Source organism: Nonomuraea typhae (assembly GCF_009760925.1).
GTDB classification, from domain to species: Bacteria; Actinomycetota; Actinomycetes; order Streptosporangiales; family Streptosporangiaceae; genus Nonomuraea; species Nonomuraea typhae.
In genome coordinates this window covers 210,671-228,600 of record NZ_VRLV01000009.1, presented here as the reverse complement: position 1 = coordinate 228,600, position 17,930 = coordinate 210,671, and the positions used below count along the sequence as shown (strand labels likewise).

General features: G+C 72.6%; 13 protein-coding genes. 4 read left to right on the top strand and 9 right to left on the bottom strand.

All coding sequences use genetic code 11. The features are described 5' to 3' along the window. Positions 1-82 precede the first annotated feature (82 nt). Positions 83-2,887: an AfsR/SARP family transcriptional regulator gene (locus FVE25_RS31850; RefSeq protein WP_157250815.1), complete on the top strand. Its 2,805-nt coding sequence runs from the start codon at positions 83-85 to the stop codon at positions 2,885-2,887. A gap of 31 nt (positions 2,888-2,918) precedes the next feature. After that, positions 2,919-3,974 (top strand): DUF695 domain-containing protein, encoded by a 1,056-nt coding sequence (locus FVE25_RS31845; protein WP_157250814.1) that lies wholly within the window; start codon positions 2,919-2,921, stop codon positions 3,972-3,974. Here FVE25_RS31845 and FVE25_RS31840 read toward each other — a convergent pair. Together FVE25_RS31840 and FVE25_RS31835 are read right to left on the bottom strand one after the other, a co-directional pair. After that, positions 3,895-5,685: a sensor histidine kinase gene (locus FVE25_RS31840; RefSeq protein WP_157250813.1), complete on the bottom strand. Its 1,791-nt coding sequence runs from the start codon at positions 5,683-5,685 to the stop codon at positions 3,895-3,897. The genes FVE25_RS31845 and FVE25_RS31840 overlap by 80 nt on opposite strands. After that, positions 5,672-6,352, bottom strand: a complete 681-nt coding sequence (locus FVE25_RS31835; RefSeq protein WP_157250812.1) for a response regulator transcription factor — start codon at positions 6,350-6,352, stop codon at positions 5,672-5,674. The genes FVE25_RS31840 and FVE25_RS31835 overlap by 14 nt, the downstream gene beginning before the upstream one ends. Positions 6,353-6,432: 80 nt before the next feature. Here FVE25_RS31835 and FVE25_RS31830 point away from each other — a divergent pair, with 80 nt between their 5' ends. Beyond that, complete coding sequence (locus FVE25_RS31830) at positions 6,433-6,996, top strand: hypothetical protein (protein WP_157250811.1); 564 nt, start codon at positions 6,433-6,435, stop codon at positions 6,994-6,996. Here FVE25_RS31830 and FVE25_RS31825 read toward each other — a convergent pair whose 3' ends face one another. After that, positions 6,997-8,196 (bottom strand): MFS transporter, encoded by a 1,200-nt coding sequence (locus tag FVE25_RS31825; RefSeq protein WP_157250810.1) that lies wholly within the window; start codon positions 8,194-8,196, stop codon positions 6,997-6,999. It lies immediately after the preceding gene. A gap of 85 nt (positions 8,197-8,281) precedes the next feature. Next, on the bottom strand, positions 8,282-8,782 hold the full coding sequence (locus FVE25_RS31820) for a TetR/AcrR family transcriptional regulator (protein ID WP_281367932.1): 501 nt from the start codon (positions 8,780-8,782) through the stop codon (positions 8,282-8,284). Between the two features lie 54 nt (positions 8,783-8,836). On the opposite strand from FVE25_RS31820, the gene FVE25_RS31815 reads away from it, so the two are divergent. Next, positions 8,837-10,003: a cysteine desulfurase family protein gene (locus tag FVE25_RS31815; protein WP_281367931.1), complete on the top strand. Its 1,167-nt coding sequence runs from the start codon at positions 8,837-8,839 to the stop codon at positions 10,001-10,003. Between the two features lie 471 nt (positions 10,004-10,474). On the opposite strand, the gene FVE25_RS31810 is transcribed toward FVE25_RS31815, so the two are convergent. From FVE25_RS31810 to FVE25_RS31790, 5 genes are all read right to left on the bottom strand, one after another. Further along, the gene (locus FVE25_RS31810; RefSeq protein WP_157250807.1) at positions 10,475-11,428 is read right to left on the bottom strand and encodes an electron transfer flavoprotein subunit alpha/FixB family protein; all 954 of its coding nucleotides are present in this window, start codon (positions 11,426-11,428) and stop codon (positions 10,475-10,477) included. 19 nt (positions 11,429-11,447) lie between these two features. Then, the gene (locus FVE25_RS31805; protein ID WP_157250806.1) at positions 11,448-12,227 is read right to left on the bottom strand and encodes an electron transfer flavoprotein subunit beta/FixA family protein; all 780 of its coding nucleotides are present in this window, start codon (positions 12,225-12,227) and stop codon (positions 11,448-11,450) included. Between the two features lie 220 nt (positions 12,228-12,447). Further along, positions 12,448-13,716, bottom strand: coding sequence for a serine/threonine-protein kinase (locus FVE25_RS31800; RefSeq protein WP_157250805.1), 1,269 nt, complete (start codon positions 13,714-13,716; stop codon positions 12,448-12,450). Positions 13,717-13,752: 36 nt separating this feature from the next. Next, positions 13,753-15,534 (bottom strand): serine/threonine-protein kinase, encoded by a 1,782-nt coding sequence (locus FVE25_RS31795; protein WP_157250804.1) that lies wholly within the window; start codon positions 15,532-15,534, stop codon positions 13,753-13,755. A 16-nt stretch (positions 15,535-15,550) separates the two neighbouring features. Further along, complete coding sequence (locus tag FVE25_RS31790) at positions 15,551-17,770, bottom strand: serine/threonine-protein kinase (protein WP_181019772.1); 2,220 nt, start codon at positions 17,768-17,770, stop codon at positions 15,551-15,553. Positions 17,771-17,930 lie beyond the last annotated feature (160 nt).

The window sequence follows — 17,930 nt, the reverse complement described above, 5'->3', positions numbered from 1 at the left end:
CCGGAGTTTACGGCGGGCCGTCCGCCACCACCCGCCGATGCCGGCCAACGCCGCCAAACCCCCCATAAGATGACTTTTCACCATGGAAGGACGTCTGCGCTTCGAGTTGCTGGGGCCGGTGCACGTATGGCGGGGATCCGCCCGGCTCCCCGCCGGGCCCCCTCAGCTCCAGCTCGTGCTCGCCGTGCTCGTCCTCGCCGGTGAGCGTCCCGTCAGCACGGATCGGCTGGTCGAGGCCCTCTGGGGAGAGCGTCCGCCGCGCACCGCCCGGGGCGTCGTCAGCACCTACCTGTCCCGCCTGCGCGGCGTGCTGGGCGCCCAGGCGGTCGTCTCCGGCCCCGCCGGGCACGCGCTGACCGAGTCCGCGAGCGACGTGGCCGACTTCACGGACCTCATCCGCCGGAAGGAGTACGGCGAGGCCCTGCGGCTGTGGCGGGGCGAGCCGCTGGCCGGGCTCGACGGCGACTGGGCCGCCGCCCGGCGCGCCCAGCTGAAGGAGTCCATGCTCACGGCCAGGGAAGCCTGGCTGGAGCAACGGCTCGCCCAGGACCGGCACGCCGAGGTGATCACCGAACTGACCGAGTTGTGCGCCGCCTACCCCTTCCGGGAGAACCTCCGCCGCCTGCTGATGCTGGCGCTGCACCGCTCCGGACGGCGGGCCGAGGCGCTGGCGGTGTTCACCGACACCCAGACCTACCTGGTGGAGGAGCTGGGCATCGAGCCGTCGCCGGCGTTGGCCGAGCTCCGCCGTACCATCCTCGACGCCGAGACTCCCCCTGCCGCCCCCTCCGTGCCGGCCGCGGTGCCCGCCCAGCTCCCCGCCGACCTCGCCGACTTCACCGGCCGCGCCGAGCAGGTCGCGCAGATCACCGAGGTCCTCACCCGGCCGGGCACCCTGCCGATCGTCACCGTGTCGGGCGGCGGCGGCGTGGGCAAGACCTCGCTGGCCGTCCACGGCGCCCACCGCGTCCGCGACCGCTTCCCCGACGGCCAGCTCCACGTCGACCTGCGCGGCGCCGGGCCCGACCCGGTCCCGCCCGCCGGGGTGCTCGCCCGGTTCCTGCGGGCGCTCGGCGTCGGGGAACGCCGGATCCCGGAGTCCCTGGCCGACCGCTCGGCGCTGTTCCGCTCGGTCCTTGCCGGGCGGCGGGTGCTGCTCGTGCTGGACAACGCCGCCTCGGCCGCACAGGTCACGCCGCTGCTGCCCGGCGGTGACGGCTGTGCCGTCCTGGTCACCAGCAGGGCCAGGATGACCGACCTGCCGGGGGCGCGCGTCGTCGATCTGGCCGCGCTGGACCCCGCCGAGGCCACCGGCCTGTTCGTCGCGGTCGTGGGCGCGCACCGGGTGCGTCCCGAGCCGGAGGCCGTCGCGGACGTGGTCGCCGCCTGCGGCTACCTCCCGCTGGCCGTGCGCGTCGCCGCCGCCCGCATCGCCTCCCGCCCCTCCTGGCGGATCGCCGACCTGGCGGCACGGCTGGCCGACGAGCGCACCCGGCTGGCGCAGTTGCGGGTCCAGGACACCTCCGTGGAGTCGTCGTTCGCGCTCAGCTACGGACAGCTGTCCGAGCCTCAGGCCAGGGCCTTCCGGCTGCTGGCCGTACCGGAGACGCAGGACGTCCCGCTGGCCGCGGCGCAGGCGCTGCTCGGCCTGGACGAGGACGAGACCGAGGAGCTGTGCGAGAACCTGGTCGACCTGAACCTGCTCCAGTCGCGGGCCCCCGCCCGTTACGGCTACCACGACCTCCTGCGCGTCTATGCCCGCGGCCAGGCCGGCGCCGAGTCCGCGGCGGCCCTCGACCGGCTCATGGACTTCTGCCTGGCCTCCACACGGCGTGCCGTACACCTCCTCAACCCCCAGTCCGTCATCCCGGAGGGCGTGCCCACGACGGCCGAGGGGCTGGACTTCGCCGGCCGCGACGCCGCGGGCGCCTGGATGCGCGGGGAGTGGCCGTGGCTCCTGGCGGCCACGCGGCAGTTCCTCAAGCTGCCCGGCGCGCACCCGCTCGCGCTCACCGAACTGGCCGTGAGCTTCCAGAACGTGCGCGACAACGGCGTGGACGTCGACGCCATCGTGCGGGCGATGCGGGACGCGGCAGGACGCGCCGCCGAGCAGGGCGAACGGCAGGCCGAGACCTGGGCGCGCACGGCGGCCGGGTTCGTGCTGCTCGGCCGCGACCGCCCGCGGGAGGCCGGCGAGGAGATGGACCGCGCCCGGGAACTGCTGGAGGGCAGGCAGGACCCGGTGCTCGAGGTGCGCGTCATCAACTCCCAGGCCATGGCGCGCTGGAACCTCGGCCGGCGCGACGAGGGCCTGGCCATCATGGAGCAGGCCGTCGCGGCCGCGGACGACGCCGCGGAGCAGTTGGGCGTCTACCCGCGGGTGGTCATGCACGCCAACCTGTCGGCCATGCTGCGCGAGCAGGGCCGCACGGACGAGGCGGTGGACCGCGGCCTGCACGCCCTGGCGATCGCCGACCCGGCCGGCGACGTGGACGGCGGCGCCATCACCCGCCTGCACCTCGGCCTGGCCCACCTCCAGGCGGAGCGCCCCGGCGAGGCGATCGTCCTGCTGGAACGCGCCGCCGAGATGTTCGAGCGGCTCAGGAACCCCTGGCAGGCGGCACGCTGCCACGGCGCGCTGGCCCGGGCGCTGATGCTGGAGGACCGGGACCGCCAGGCGGTCGCCCACGCCGAACGCGCGGTCGCGCTGAGCGACGAGTCCGGCCAGGAGCTCGAACGCGGACGCAGCCGCCGGCTCCTCGCCGACGTCCTGGACCGGATCGGCCAGACCGACCGGGCACTCGCCTGCCGCCAGGAGGCGCTGGAGGTGTTCGAGCGCATCGGCGCGCCGGAGGCGGCCCAGATCCGCGCCGCCCTCCGGTCCTGAGCCCCTCTGAGCTCTGCGAGAATGGCTGGCTATGCGACTGTTCGGGCGCAAGGACGACGAGGACCGGGAGCCGGCCCTGCCCGGTGACCGCATCGCGGATTTCTGGGTGTGGTGGGAGCAGAACCGCCCCCAGGTGGACGCCATGGTGGCCGCCGAGGAGGCGGAACGGCTGGCCGACACGCTGGCCTCGGCCGTGGCCGCGGTGGAGCCCGGGCTGGTCTACGAGATCGCGCCCGGCAGGAACGCCGCGCACGCGCTGGTGGTGACGGCGGCGGGGGATGCCGAGCTGCGCTCGCTGGCGCACCGGTGGGCCAAGGCGGCGCCGCCGTCCGACCTGCTGTGGGAGTTCCACCCGTCGCGGCAGGCCAACCCGCTGGCCCTGGAGCTGACGCTGGACGTCGGCGGCAAGGAGGTCGCGCTCGAGGAACTGGTCCTGGGGCTGCGGGTGCCGCGCGGGTCGTCCAGGATCGACGTGGCCGCCTTCCACCCGGTCTTCACCGACCTCGACGAGGAGACCCGGATGGAGGCCACGCTGCTCGCCCTGGACTGGCTGCTGGGCGAGGACGACGTGGCCCGCTGGGTCGGGGAGATCACGGCGGCCGACTTCCCGCCGATCGACGCCGTCGCCTCCGCTCACCTCCGGGCGGTCGTGGACGACGTCGCCTCCGGGTACGAGGACGAGCAGTGGGCGCTGCTCGAAGGCCAGACCGCGGGCGGGGCGCCGCTGGTGGCCACCACCCGCTATCCGCTGCGGCCGGTGGACTACCCGCTGTTCGACCAGCACATCCAGATCACGCTGCCCTACTCCCACCGCGACGAGAACGGCCTGCCGGTCGGCGACTCGCTCACCGCGCTGCGCGACTTCGAGGAACGGCTGGCCGCCCGGCTGACCAAGCTCCACGCCGACGCCGTCCTGGCCGCGCACCTGAGCGCCGAAGGCCATCGCGTCATCCACGTCTACGCCGACCCCACCGGCGAGGCGGCCATCCACGCCAGGGAGCTGATCGTCAGCTGGGAGGAAGGCGATCCCGTCGTGGACGTCGACTCCGATCCGGCGTGGGTGGCGGTGGCCCCGTTCCTGTCCTGAACGTCAGGGTGAACCTCGTCCCCTGACCCGGCGTGCTGGCGACCGCGACCGTGCCGCCGTGGGCGGCGGCGATGCTGCGCACGATGGCCAGCCCGAGACCGCTGCCGCCGCTGGTGCGGCTGCGCGAGCGGTCCGCGCGCCAGAACCGGTCGAAGACGTGCGGAAGGTCCTCGGGCGCGATCCCGATGCCGGTGTCGGCCACCTCGATCGTCACGTCCTGGAGAGTACGGCGGGCCGTCAGGGTGATCCGGCCGCCCGGCGGCGTGTGCCGGATGGCGTTGCCGACCAGGTTGCCGACGGCCTGCCGCAGCCTGACCGGATCGGCCTCCACGGTGAGATCCGGGGCGGACACGGTGACCACGAGGCCCGGCGCGGGATGGGCGGCGGCCACCTGGCCGAGGAGGTCGCGCAGGCCGAACGGTTCGGGGTGGAGGCGGAGCTTGCCTGCGTCGGCGACGGACAGATCCTGAAGGTCGTCGACGATGTGCTGCAGCAGCAGCGACTCCTTCAGCAGGCGGGCGGTGTCGACCGGGGCGATGCCGTCCTCGGCCGCCTCCAGCCAGCCGCGGATGTTGCTGAGCGGGGTGCGCAGTTCGTGGGCGACGTCGCTGACCAGGTCCTTGCGCAGGGCTTCGAGGCGCAGCCGGTGTTCGGCCATCTCGTTGAAGGCGGCGGCGAGGTCACCGATCTCGCCGCCTGACGACACCTCGACCTTGGCGGCGCCGTCCACGCGCATGCGGTGGGCGGCGGCGGTCAGGGCGCGCAGCGGGCGGACGACGCGGGTGGCCAGCAGGAAGCTGATCCCGGCGGTGAGCACGAGGATGGCGGCGGCCACGGCGGCGATGCGGGCGGTGTTGGCCGGGGAGAGGTTCAGGGCGGGCGCCGTGGCGGGCGATTCGATGAAGAGCCAGGCGGCGGGCGCCACGTGGGGGCGCAGCAGTTCGCGGCGGCTGGTGTCGATGCAGCCGTTGATGATCTGGGGGACGACGCTGGAGGCGACGGCGGGCCGGGTCCAGGCCCAGGTCAGGTCCAGCTTGAGCGTCACGGGTGCGAGCCGGTCGCGCTCCAGGCAGGCGTTGACCAGGGCACCGAGCCGGCGCAGGGCCCTGGTCTCCGTGCGGGTGGGGCGGTCCAGCGCTTTCTGGGCGCACACGTCCTCGACCGGCGCGGTGCCTTTCAGTTCGACGGCCGGGCGTCCGGACGGGCCGGTCACCGCCTTGGCGTCGAACCCGCCCTGCCGCAGGCAGGCCACGCGGCGCTGCGCGGACCCGCGCAGGGTGGCGAGTTCGGCCTTGGTCAGGGTGAACGGGCCAGTGGCGCGCGGGTCGATGCGGTCGGCGCCGACCGAGGGCAGCAGGGCCGTGTCCACGGCCAGCGGATCGACGACGGCGGAGGGCGTCGCGGGCGGGGTGCCGGGGGCCGAGGCGGCGATCGGGCGGCGGTCGTGGGTGGTCAGCGTGATCTTGCGGCCGGTCGTGACGGCGAGGTCGGCGACGATCTTGTCCACGCCCGTCCAGCCGCGGTTGCGGGCGGCGAAGGCCAGGAGCGTGTCGTAGACGCGGGTGTCCTCGGCCAGCGCCTGGCCGCGCTGCTGCTGGATGGCTCCGGAGGTCAGCGTGCTGACGACCCACGCGGTCGCGGCGACCGAGCAGACGGCCACGAGCACGGAGGCGGCCAGCAGCTTGACCCGCAGCCCGCTACGGCGCCGCATCGACGAGCTTGTAGCCGACGCCGTAGACGGTCAGCAGGGTGACGGGCTTGCGGGGGTCGGGCTCGAGCTTCTTGCGGAGGTTCATCACGTGCATGTCGACCGTGCGCTCGGTGATGTAGCGGTCGAAGCCGTGGATGTGCTCCAGGAGCTGGCGGCGGGTGAACACGCGTTCCGGCTCGGCGGCCATGGCGGCCAGGAGCTGGAACTCGCCCGGGGTGCACTCGACGGGCCGGCCGGCCTGCCGTACCTCGTGGCGGACGGGATCCACGCACAGGTCACCCACGGCGAGGATCGCGCTGGTGCGCACGCGGCGGCGCAGCAGGGCGCGGGCGCGGGCCATCAGCTCGCGCGGGCTGAACGGCTTGGTCATGTAGTCGTCGGCGCCCAGGTCGAGGCCGAGGAGCAGGTCGTCCTCGGTGGAGCGGGCGGTCAGCATGAGCAGCGGCACGTCGGACTCGGCGCGCAGCACGCGGCAGACGTCCAGGCCGTTCACGCGGGGCAGCATGAGGTCGAGGATGACCAGGTCGGGCCCGGCCGAGCGGGCCGCGTCGATGGCCGCGCGGCCGTCGTGCACGGCCGTGACCCGATGGCCCTCGTGCTCGAGGTAACGGCGGATCAGCTCGGCCTGGCCCTCGTCATCCTCGGCGATCAAGACATGTGCCCCCATGCGCTTCACGGTATGTGACCAGACAGGTTCCCCATGCCGTCCTGACAAGTCCCTTAAAAGCCGGCGGCAGGGTGAAGCGCATGAAGTTCACTCAGAAACTCGTCCTTGCCGGACTCGCGGCCTGCGCGCTGGGCGGCGGCACGGTCGCCGCCTATGCCTCCGCGTCCACGCCGGCCCCCGGCTCCGCCCCGGCGGCCTCCGCCACGCGGCCCGCTGCCACCTCCCCCGCGCAGAAGCCGGCGGAGAAGGGCGTCTGGCTGCCCATCGACTACACCTCCGAGCTGGTCGCCAAGCTCGGCCGGGACTACGACACGTGCCTCAAGGACCAGGGCGTGACGTTCGTGCCCGAGACCGGGCCAGCGGTGATGGCGGAGGACGGCACCACCCCGGGCGTCCCGGCCGCGGGCCAGGAGGACAAGCTGGCCCGCTGCGAGCACAAGAAGGTGCGGATGCCGAAGGAGATGGACCCGAGGTACAACCCCGGCTACGACCGGGACTTCCGCGAGTGGGTGCGCCTGCTCAACGAGAACGGCGTCCCGGTGAAGGCCGTGAAGGACGGCTGGAACTACACCGCGGCGCCGAAGATGAGCGAGAGCAAGCTCCACGAGATCGAGCGGCGCACCCGTATCCAGGCGTTCTCCTGACTAGCTCGCCCTGGCCAGCTCCCGCTCCTCACCCTGCGGCATCGACTCGGGGGCGAGGCCGCGCGGGCCGGGCAGGAACCGGGCTCCCAGCGCGATCAGCAGGCCGAGCACGACGGCCAGCCCCAGCGCGGTGCGCAGTGAGGACAGGTCGGACAGGAACCCGATGACCACGGGACCGAGCAGCAGTCCGGCGTAGCCCATCGCGGCCGCCTGGGCGATCGCGGGCCCGGGGGTGTCCGTGGCAGTCCCGGCCATGGACATCGTCACCGGTGCGATCGTGGCGACGCCGAGGCCGACGAAGAACATCGCGGCCAAGGCCATGATCGGCGTCGCCGCGGTCAGCACGATCGCGAAGAAGGCCGCCGTGGCCAGCCCGGAGGCGGTCATCAGGCCCTTCACCCCGAACCTGGCGCGCAGCCGGTCACCGGTGAGCCGGGCCAGCAGCATGCCGGCCTCGAAGATCGGGTACCCGAGCGCGGCCAGCGCCTCGGGGGCGCCCAGCGAGTCGCGCATGAACAGGCCGTTCCAGTCGGCGACCGTGCCCTCGACCATGAAGGCGAAGAACATGATGGCGCCGAACAGGTAGACGACCGGGGGCAGCCGCTTCGGGGGCCGTGCGGCGGAATCGTCCGCGGTGGCGGGGCTGTCGGGCAGGTAGGCGCGGCCGACGAAGAACATGACCGGCAGCGAGACGAGGGCGACGAGCACCAGGTTGGCGGTCATCGACAGCCCGACGGCGATCGACAGGGAGCCGAACACGCCCGCCGAGATGGCGCCGACGCACCAGCCCGCGTGCATGCCGTTCATGAGCGGCCGGCCGTATGCCTTCTCGACCGTGGCGCCCTGGGCGTTCATGGCCACGTCGACGATGCCGAACGCCATGCCGAACACCGCGGCGGCCGCGATCAGCAGCGGCAGGTTGGGGGCGAAGGCCAGACCGAACAGGGAGAGCGCGGTCATCGGACCGCCGACCCGCAGGACCGCCCTGCTGCCCGCGCGGTTCATGACGCCACGCATCGACTGCATGGTGACGAGCGCACCGAGGCCCCACGCGAGCAGCACGCCGCCGACCGCTCCCTCGGACAGGCCGAGTTTGTCGGTCAGCGCCGGGATGCGCACGGTCATGGTGCCCACCATCAAGCCGGCCAGGACAAAGGTGAGGATCGCCCCAAAACGGGCAGTCCTCAGGTCGCGGGTCATCACAGATTCCTTTCACACGCACGATTCACTCGAAAACAAAAAAAGGGGCACGGCCGCCCGGCCGTACCCCATGGGAAGGGTGTGCTCAGAGGAGCGAGAGCAGGCGCTCCTCGAGCGCGGCCAACTCGTCCTCGGAATGCAGGCTCGGGTCATGGCTGGCGACGTCCCACAGGCCCTCACAGGCCAGGCGGACGATCTGGGCGGCAACCGGGTCGGGCTCGTCCTTGACGCCCTCGGTGTGCCAGCGGGTCATGGCCTCACGCAGCGGCGTGAGCAGGAACATGTTCCCGGAGGCGCCGGTCACCACGGCCCATCGTCGGAGCCTGCCGGACCGGATCGCCGCCATCGTGGCGGCCAGGTAACGTTTGGTGTAGGTGTCGCCCGGCTGCGCCGCCATCAGCTCGTCGAAGTCGCCGATGAGGCGCTCGGCCATCGCTTTGATCAGAGCTTCCTTGGTGCTGAAGTGATAGAGCAGCCCGCCCTTGCTCACTCCCGCCCGATCGGCCACCGCGGCCAGCGTGAGCGCGTCAGAGCCCTGGTCACACAGCAGACCTTCCGCGGCGTCCAGCAGCTCATCCCTACGCATACCTGACACTATACCGTCCAGACGGTACAGTTGCAAACGAGATACCCTGGTCGGGTGACCAGACCGTCGGCCTACCTTGATCACGCGGCGACCACCCCGATGCTTCCCGAGGCGATCGAGGCCATGACGGAGCACCTCGGCCGCGTGGGCAACGCCTCCTCCCTCCACGCCGCCGGGCGCCAGACGCGCCGGATCGTCGAGGAGTCCCGCGAGTCCATCGCCGACGCCCTCGGCGCCCGCCCCAGCGAGGTCGTCTTCACCTCCGGCGGCACCGAGGCCGACAACCTGGCCGTCAAGGGCCTGTACTGGTCGCGCCGCCCCGCCGACCGCATCCTGATCAGCTCGGTCGAACACCACGCCGCCCTCGACCCCGCCCAGTGGCTCGAACGCAGCCAGGACGCCCGCGTCACCCTCCTGCCCGTGGACGCCGCCGGCCGCGTCCACCCATCGGTCCTGGCCGACGCCATCACCGCCGAGGACCCGTCGAGCGTGGCCATGGTCAGCGTCATGTGGGCCAACAACGAGGTCGGCACCATCCAGCCCGTGCGCGACCTGGCCGCCATCGCCCACCAGCACGGCATCCCCTTCCACACGGACGCCGTCCAGGCCGTCGGCCAGGTGCCCGTCTCCTTCGCCGACTCCGGCGCCGACGCCCTGACCCTGACCGGCCACAAGATCGGCGGCCCGATGGGCGTGGGCGTCCTGCTGCTGGCCCGCGGCCTGACCCCCGTCTCGGTCCTGCACGGCGGCGGCCAGGAACGCGACGTACGCTCCGGCACCCTGGACGCCCCCGCCATCGCCGGCCTCGCCGCCGCCGTCCGCGTCGCGGTCCGCGACCAGGCCGCCGAGCACGCCCGCCTGACCGCGCTCCGCGACACGCTGATCGCCAGGGTCCGCGCGATCGTCCCCGACGTCATCCTCAACGGCGACCCCGTGGACAGGCTGCCGGGCAACGCGCACTTCTCGTTCCCGGGCTGCGAGGGGGACGCGCTGCTGATGCTCCTGGACGCCAAGGGCGTGGAGTGCTCGACGGGCTCGGCGTGCTCGGCGGGGGTGGCCCAGCCGTCCCACGTCCTGCTGGCCATGGGCGCCGACACGGCCGCGGCCCGCGGCTCCCTGCGCTTCTCCCTGGGCCACACCTCAACCCTGGAGGACGTGGACCGCCTGACCGACGCCCTCCCCGCCGCCGTCACCCGCGCCCGGCGCGCGGGGCTCTCCTGACCGCTCCCCGCCGCCGTCACTCGCGCCCGGCGCGCGGGGCTCTCCTAACCGCTCCCCGCCGCCGTCACTCGCGCCCGGCGCGCGGGGCTCTCCTAACCGCTCCCCGCCGTCGTTTCCGGTGCCTTACGGCGAAGCCGCCCCCACCCCACCCGCCGACGCGGGCGGGCGCCGATCGTGGGGGTCGCTTCTCACGTCGGACACATGCCCCGCCGTCACGGCCCACGCTGCCCGGCCACCGCGGCCGGGAGGCGTGCCGGATTGGGTGGCCTTCCGGAATGCCGACGGCGCCGGGTCACAGGGGATCCGGCGCCGTCCGGGTGTCGTAGCCACGGAGGTTGGGCAACGCGGGCCGTTGCGGTGGGGACCACGTCCGACGTGAGAAGCGATCCCCCCGACCTGCGGCCACCCGCGACGGCGGGTGGCGCCTGCACGGCCTGCCGTAAAGGCTGCTCTTAATGGCTATCCAGCTGGCTACTTGCGGTTGGTGACTTCTTGGGTGAGTTGGGGGACCACCTGGTGGAGGTCGCCCACGATGCCGTAGTCGGCCAGTTCGAAGATCGGGGCCTCGGGGTCCTTGTTGATCGCGATGATGGTCTTCGCGGTCTGCATGCCCGCCCGGTGCTGGATGGCGCCCGAGATGCCCGCCGCGATGTACAGCTGCGGCGAGACCGTCTTGCCCGTCTGACCCACCTGGAACTGGTGCGGGTACCACCCGGCGTCCGTCGCGGCCCGGGAGGCGCCCACGGCGGCGCCGAGTGCGTCGGCCAGGTCCTCGATGACCGAGAAGTTCTCGGCCGAGCCCACGCCGCGCCCGCCGGAGACCACGACGGCGGCCTCGGTGAGTTCGGGGCGGGCGCCCTTCTCCTGCTTCACCCGGTCGACCACGCGGGCGGCCTTGGCGGCGTCGGAGACGGTCACCGCGACCTCCTCGACGGCGCCGGCGCCCGCGGCGGCCACGGGGGCCGTCGAGTTGGGGCGGACGGCGACGATCGGGGTGCCCTTGGCCACCTTCGACTTGACGTTGACGCCGCCGCCGAAGATGGACTGGTCGGCCACGAAGCCGTCGCTCAGGCCGACGGCGTCGGTGATGACGCCGGAGTCCGTCTTGACCGCGAGGCGGCCGGCGATCTCCTTGCCCTCGGCGGTGGCGGCCACGAGGACGCCGGCCGGGGACTTCTCCGACACGAGCTGGGCCAGCAGTTCGGCCTTGGGGGCTACGACGTAGTCGACGATCTCCTGGGAGGAGGCGTTGTAGACCTTGTCGGCGCCGTATTCGGCCAGCTTGGCCGTGGCCGCGTCGGTCAGGCCGGGGCCCGCCCAGACCGCGGAGGGCGCGCCGAGGGACTTGGCCAGGGTCAGCAGTTCGAGCGTGACCTTCTTGACCTCGCCGTCGACGTGCTCGACCAGAACGAGAATTTCCGACATATCAGCAAAACCCCCGTTCTCAGATGAACTTCTTGGACGCGAGGAAGTCGGCGGCCTTGGTGCCCCCGTCGCCCTCGTCCTTGACGATCGTGCCCGCGGCGCGCGGCGGCGCGGCGGCGAACTCCACGACCTCCGACCAGGCGGCGCCGAGGCCCACCTGCGCGGCGTCGGCGGAGATGTCGGCCACGCCGAGCGTCTCGACCGGCTTCTTCTTGGCCGCCATGATGCCCTTGAAGGACGGGTACCTCGGCTCGTTGATCTTCTCGACCACGGAGACGACGGCGGGCAGCGTGGCCTCGACCTTGTCGTAGCCGTAGTCGGTCAGGCGCTGGACGGTGATCGAGGAACCCTCGACGTCCACCTTGTTGGCCAGCGTGAGCTGTGGCGCCCCGAGGCGCTCGGCCAGCATCGCGGCCAGCACGCCGGTGCGCGCGTCGGTGGACTCGGAGCCGAGGATGACCAGGTCGAACCCGATCTTCTTCAGCGCCTGCGCCATCGCGTAGGAAGTCGACAGCGCGTCGGAGCCGTGCAACGCGTCGTCGGTCAAGTGGACCGCCTTGTCGGCGCCCATGGCCAGTGCCTTGCGAATGGTCTCGGTCGCCTTGCCCGGACCCATGGTGAGGACGGTGACCTCACCGCCATGGGCCTCCTTGAGCCTCAGCGCCTCCTCGACCGCATACTCGTCAAGCTCGTTCACCACGCCGTCGACGGCGTCACGGTCGAGCGTCTTGTCATCGGACCGCAGCTTGCGCTCGGTCGCCGTGTCGGGAACCTGCTTCACGCAGACGACGATGTTCATGGCCGGTGGCCGACCTCCCGTTTTCGCCGGATAGCTCGGTAAAAAGCTCGTGCGGTGTCCAGACTGCCAGGTGTCGGAGGTGGACCGTAGCGAGGGGTCACCCCTGACCTCTGGGTCGCTATGTTACCCGCGAGTAGGTTTAGGGCAAACTCGCAGGTGGCCCCAGCTTACCGAACTTTGTTCCGGAACCTGTCACACACCGGCCCGCCTTCAAACGTGATTAGGCCGACATCAGGACGACCACGCCGACCACCAGTGCGGTCACCGCGAACAACGTCAGGGTGAACGGGCTGAAGAACGTGCTCATCGCCCACCAGAGCGCCCCGGTCCCCGCGATGGCCGCCAGGTCGGCCACCATCCGCCGGTTCTTGAACGGGCTCCGGGAGAACAACGCCACCCCCGCGTCGGCCAGCGACCCCAGCGTGAAGGCCGACAGCAGGAACAGGGAGACCTGCGGCAAGCCGTCCTGGGCCGCCGCGGCCAGCAGCGAGATGAACAGCCCCGCCCCGATCAGCCACCTGCGCCGGACCTTCTCGCGGTGCCGGGCCCGCTCCACCTCGGGGGTCCGCCTGCCGCCGGGCTGCCACTCGCGGGTGGGCTCGGCGTGGGGATCGGCGCGGGTGACGGACTGAAGGTCGGCGTTCCGGCCGGGGACGAAGGCGGGCGGCTGGGCCGTACCCGAAAAGGCTGTCCGGGCAGAAGGAGCGTGCCGGGCCTGAGAGGAGGTCGTCGCGCCCAGTTCCTTGCAGAGGCGGGCCGCCGTCGGCCGGGCGGCCGGGTCCTGTGCCAGGCACTCGCGCAGCAACGGCGCCAGCCACTCCGGCACGCCGTCGAGGTCCGGCTCGTGATGCACCACCCGGTAGGCGACCGCGGAGGCCGGGCCCTTCCCGTACGGCTGGCGGCCGGTGGCGGCGTAGGCCAGCGTGGCGCCGAACGAGAAGACGTCCGCCTCCATCCCGGCATCCCGTCCCTCGAGCACCTCGGGCGCCAGGTAGCCCGGTGTCCCGATCACCGCGCCCGAGGCCGTCACGGAGAGGGAGTCCAGCGCGCACGCGATCCCGAAGTCGATCACGACGGGTTCGCCGTCGGCCATCATCACGTTGGCCGGTTTGAGATCGCGGTGGATCACCCCGGCCTCATGCATGGCCGACAGCGCCCCGGCCAGCCCCCGGGCCAGCAGCCGCAGGTCGGCCACCGGCACGGGGACCGCGGAGAGGGGCCGCCCCTGGACGTAGCGGGTCACGAGGTAGGGCCGTTCGACCTCTAAAGATGCGTCCAGCACCTCGGCCACGTGCGGCCCCCGCACCCGGCGCATGGTCTCGACCTCGCGCGCCAGCCTGGTGAGGGCGGCGCCGTCGGCGGCCACGTGCGGATGCAGGATCTTGACCGCGACCGTGCGGCCCTCCTGGTCGAGCGCGAGATGCACCTCTCCGAACCCGCCGCTCCCCAGGCGGGAGAGCAGGCGATACGGACCTAGCTGCTCGCTCATACCCTTCCTTCTCCCCCGGCCGAGGGACCGGGACACTCAGGACCAGGGTGACAGGAAGCCCAGCCCCGTCTTTTTGAGCAGATCGTCGGCCAAGCCGGACAGGAGGCTGAGGGCGCCGTCCTGGGCCTGGGCGGTGAGGCGGTCGATCACTTTGGAGGGCGCCTCCCAGGGGATCCAGATGGTCTTCTGGCTGAGGGCGAACATGACGGCGAACAAGGCCAGGGTACCCACCGTCACGGTGGCCACCAGGGCGGCGCCGGGCGTGCGCAGGACGCTGGTCAGGCTGCGGGTGACCGCCTTGCGGGGGGCGCCGCCGCCCGGCAGCACGAACAGGCCGAGCGTGAAGGCGCCGGCGGCGTAGGCGGCGGCCGCGTTGATGCCCATGCCGCCGCCCCAGCGCAGGACGCCCCAGACGATGGCGCCGAAGGCCAGCGCCAGCGGGACGTGGACCAGCGTGACCAGAGCCGCCTTCACCAGCGCCCACGGGGTGCCGACGATGGCCAGCAGCGGGTCGGCGGAACTGCCGCCGCCGCGCGTCCTGCGGCGGTTGACCATCTCGCCGAACAGGTACTCGCCCACCCGCAGCACCACCGCCAGCGCGATGGCCGTGGCGCCCACGGCCACCGGGACCATCACCGTCAGCGCCGTGAGAGCGACCAGCAGGAGGAGGCCGACGAACTGGCTGCCGACGACGAACCGCTTCCGCTCGCCCGGCCGCGTCTGGGGCGCCGGAGGCGGAGTGTAAGGCCGCACCTGGGGCGGGGTCGGGTACCCGGCGACCCGCTGGTCGGTGCGGGGCTGGGCGGCGACCGGCGCCGGAATGTAGGGAGGCGGCGGCTGCATGCGGGGCGCGGGCGGCGGCTTCTCCTTCCGCGCGGGCTTCTCCTTGCGCGCCGGCTGGGCGTAGTCCACCGGCGGCAGCAGGTCGGAGTAGGCGTCCCGGCCGGACAAGACCCGGGTGCCCGTCGGCTTCGGCTTCGGCTTGGGCGGCATGGTCGGGATCTCGTGGAAGGCCGTCTTGGTCGGGTCCAGGACCCGGGCCATGCGCAGCAGTTCCTGCGCGCTCGGCCGCGAGCGCGCGTCGACCTGCAGCGCCCGGCTCAGCCAGCCGCGCAGCCACAGCGGCGCCTTGTCGAGCTGGGCGCGGCCTTCCATGATGTTGAAGCAGACCGCCTCGAACGTGCCGGTGCCGAACGGCGGCACGCCGGTCGCGGCGAAGAAGACGGTGGAGGCCAGGGCGTGCACGTCGGCCGCCTGGGTGATCTCCGAGTCGCGGATGATCTCGGGCGCCAGGTAGCCCGGCGTGCCGACGAACATCCCGGTCTGAGTCAGCCGGGTGGCGTTGACCAGATGGGCGATGCCGAAGTCGATGACCAGCGGCTCCCCGTCCACCAGCATCACGTTCGACGGCTTGAAGTCACGGTGGATCACGTCGGCCGCGTGGATCGCCACCAGGGCCTGGCACAGACCGCGCGCCAGCCGTACCAGGTCGTAGTCGCGCAGCGCGCCGTCGGCCAGCACGGTGTCCTCCAGCGTGCGGCCGGGCGCGAACCTGGTCACGACGTACGGCTGGCCGCCCGCGAGCTCGGCGTCGAGCACCTCGGCCACGTGCGAACTGCGCACGCGGCGCATGGTCTCGACCTCGCGGGTGAGCCGGTCGCGCGCCTTGAGGTCGGCGGCGACGTGCGGGTGCAGCACCTTGACGGCCACCTGGCTGCCGTCGCCGTCCATGCCCAGGTGGACGACGCCCATGCCGCCCTCGCCGATCTTCCTGACCAGCCGGTACGGCCCGAGCCGTTCTGGAACCTGCGTGCTCATCGCCTGGCTCCCTGCATCATCCCCCCGGCTTCTTCAGTTCGTTGAGCTGTTGCCTCAGCGGTTGCACGTCCACTGGACTCCATACTGCGCGCAAAGTCGGCTTCGTGGTGAACGTGCCGACCGCGAGTACCAGTGAGAGCGCCGCCCCTGCCGCGAACACTCCGGCCATCACCATGGCCGCTGTTCTCGAGGGTACGAGGGAAGCGAGGGTCCTGCGCATCTGACGGCCAGGTCCCTCGACACCCGGGCCGGCGCAAATCGTCCATATGGCGACAGCGGCGCCCCAGGCCAGCGCGTTCTCCGGCGTGCTCTGCCCCAGCACCGTGAGCAGCAACGTCACCGGCAACCCGAGGATCGCCGCGTAGAGGACCAGGGCCAGCGTGATCCCGGCCGACTTGACCAGCGCCTTCGGATGGGCGAACACCCGCAGCACGTCCAGCGCGGCGGCACCGGTGGAGCGGCGCGAGACCAGCTCCGACTGGGCCAGGTCGGCGGCGCGCAGCAGCAGCGCCACCGGGATCGCCACGACCGCCACCAGCACCGGGGCCAGCGCGGCCAGCACGATCATGATGACGAGCAGCATCGCCCCGGCCACGCCGTACGCCTTGGAACGCTGCAGCATCTGCCCCGGCCGCGCGCCCGGAATGTACGGCTCGCGCCGGGTCACCGGGTCCTGCGCGTACTGCTGGGGCTGCGGCGGCGCCTGCACCGGCACGTACGGCGGCGGCGCCTCCGGCCGCACGCGCTTGGTGGGCACGTCACCCTCGCGGGGGGCTGGGGCGTAGCCGTGGCTGTTGTTCCACCCCTGCTGTCCCTGCCCCTGGCCCGGCCAGGGGACGCTGGGCCCCTCCTGCATCTGGCGCAGTTCCTCCGAGGTGACCCGGCGCGTGGGCCACGGGTCCCCCTGAGACGGCGCCTGATACCCCTGATCGGGGCCGCGCTGGTAGGAACCCGGGGCATGCGGGCCGGATCCCTGGCCGGGCGCCGGGTTCTGGGATTGGCCCGGCTGGGTGCCGTGCCGGCCTGCGGCGGGCGGGGCGCCCTGGGGCCCGGAGGCGGGCTGGCCCGTGGCGGGCTGCGTGCCCTGCTGCCCTGGAACGGGCTGTCCCGGAGACGATGGGCCGCCCTGCTGCCCGGGACCGGGCTGGGTGCCCTGCTGCCCGGGACCCGGCGGGGTGCCCTGCTGGGCCGGACCGGGCTGGGTGCCCTGCTGGCCGGGGGTGGGCTGGGGGAACGGCGGGGCCGTGCCCTGGGCCGGCGGGGCCGGGTTCTGGAACGGCGGCGCCGTACCCTGCCCGCCCGGCCGGAGCGGCCCGCTCCCGTCCGGCAGCAGCGAGACGTACTGCTGGGCGGGCGGATGCTGATGGATGGGCGTGGGGATGTCCCCCGTGCCGGACTGGTCCGTGCGCGGCACGGTGGAGATCTCGTCCGGGATCATCCGCGTCGACTTGGGCATCAGCCGGGCGGTCTGCTCGGCCAGTTCGGCCGCCTTGGGGCGCTTGGCCGGGTTCCGCTGGAAGGCCGCCTTCAGCAGCGGCTGCAGCACCGGCGGCGCCGCGCTCACGTCGGCCTTGCCCGCGGTGATGTTGTAGAAGATCATCTCCAGCGTGCCCTTGCCGAAGGGCGGCTGACCGGTGCCCGCGTAAAGGATCGTGCCCGCCCACGCGTGCACGTCGACCTCGGGCCCGGCCTCCGAGCCCTCGATGATCTCGGGGGCGAGGTAGCCGGGGGTGCCGATGAACATGCCGGTCTGGGTCAGCCGGGTGGCGTCGACGGCCTGGGCGATGCCGAAGTCGATGAGCACCGGCTGGCCGTCGAGGATGAGCACGTTGCCCGGTTTGAGGTCGCGGTGGATCACGCCCACGGAGTGGACGGCGGCCAGGGCCGAGGCCACGCCGTGCGCGACCGTGAGCAGGGCGGGCAGCTCCAGCGGCCCGTCGTCCTTGACGATCTCGTCCAGCGCGCGGCCGGCGACGTAACGGGTGACGATGTAGGGCCGATGACCCGTGACATCGGCGTCGAGCACCTCGGCGATGTACTTGCTGCGCACGCGCCGCATGGTCTCGACCTCGCGCGAGAGCCGCCGCCTGGCGACCTCGTCGCCGGCGACCTCGGAACGCAGGACCTTGACCGCCACCTGCCGACCATGCTGATCGACAGCCAGGTGGACAACGCCCATTCCGCCTTCACCGAGCCGCCTGAGCAGCCGGTAAGGGCCAAGTCGGTCATCGTTCATGGCATGAAGCACCATACCGGCTTAATCCCCGCTCACGAGATGAACCATGGGGCCACATTCCCACTCGTACAACGTCTGGATCCGCCCCATCGGTTTCCCATTCCACGGTCTCGAATACGTCTCAGTGTTTGATGGTCGCGTCCGCTCTGACCTCCGTTGG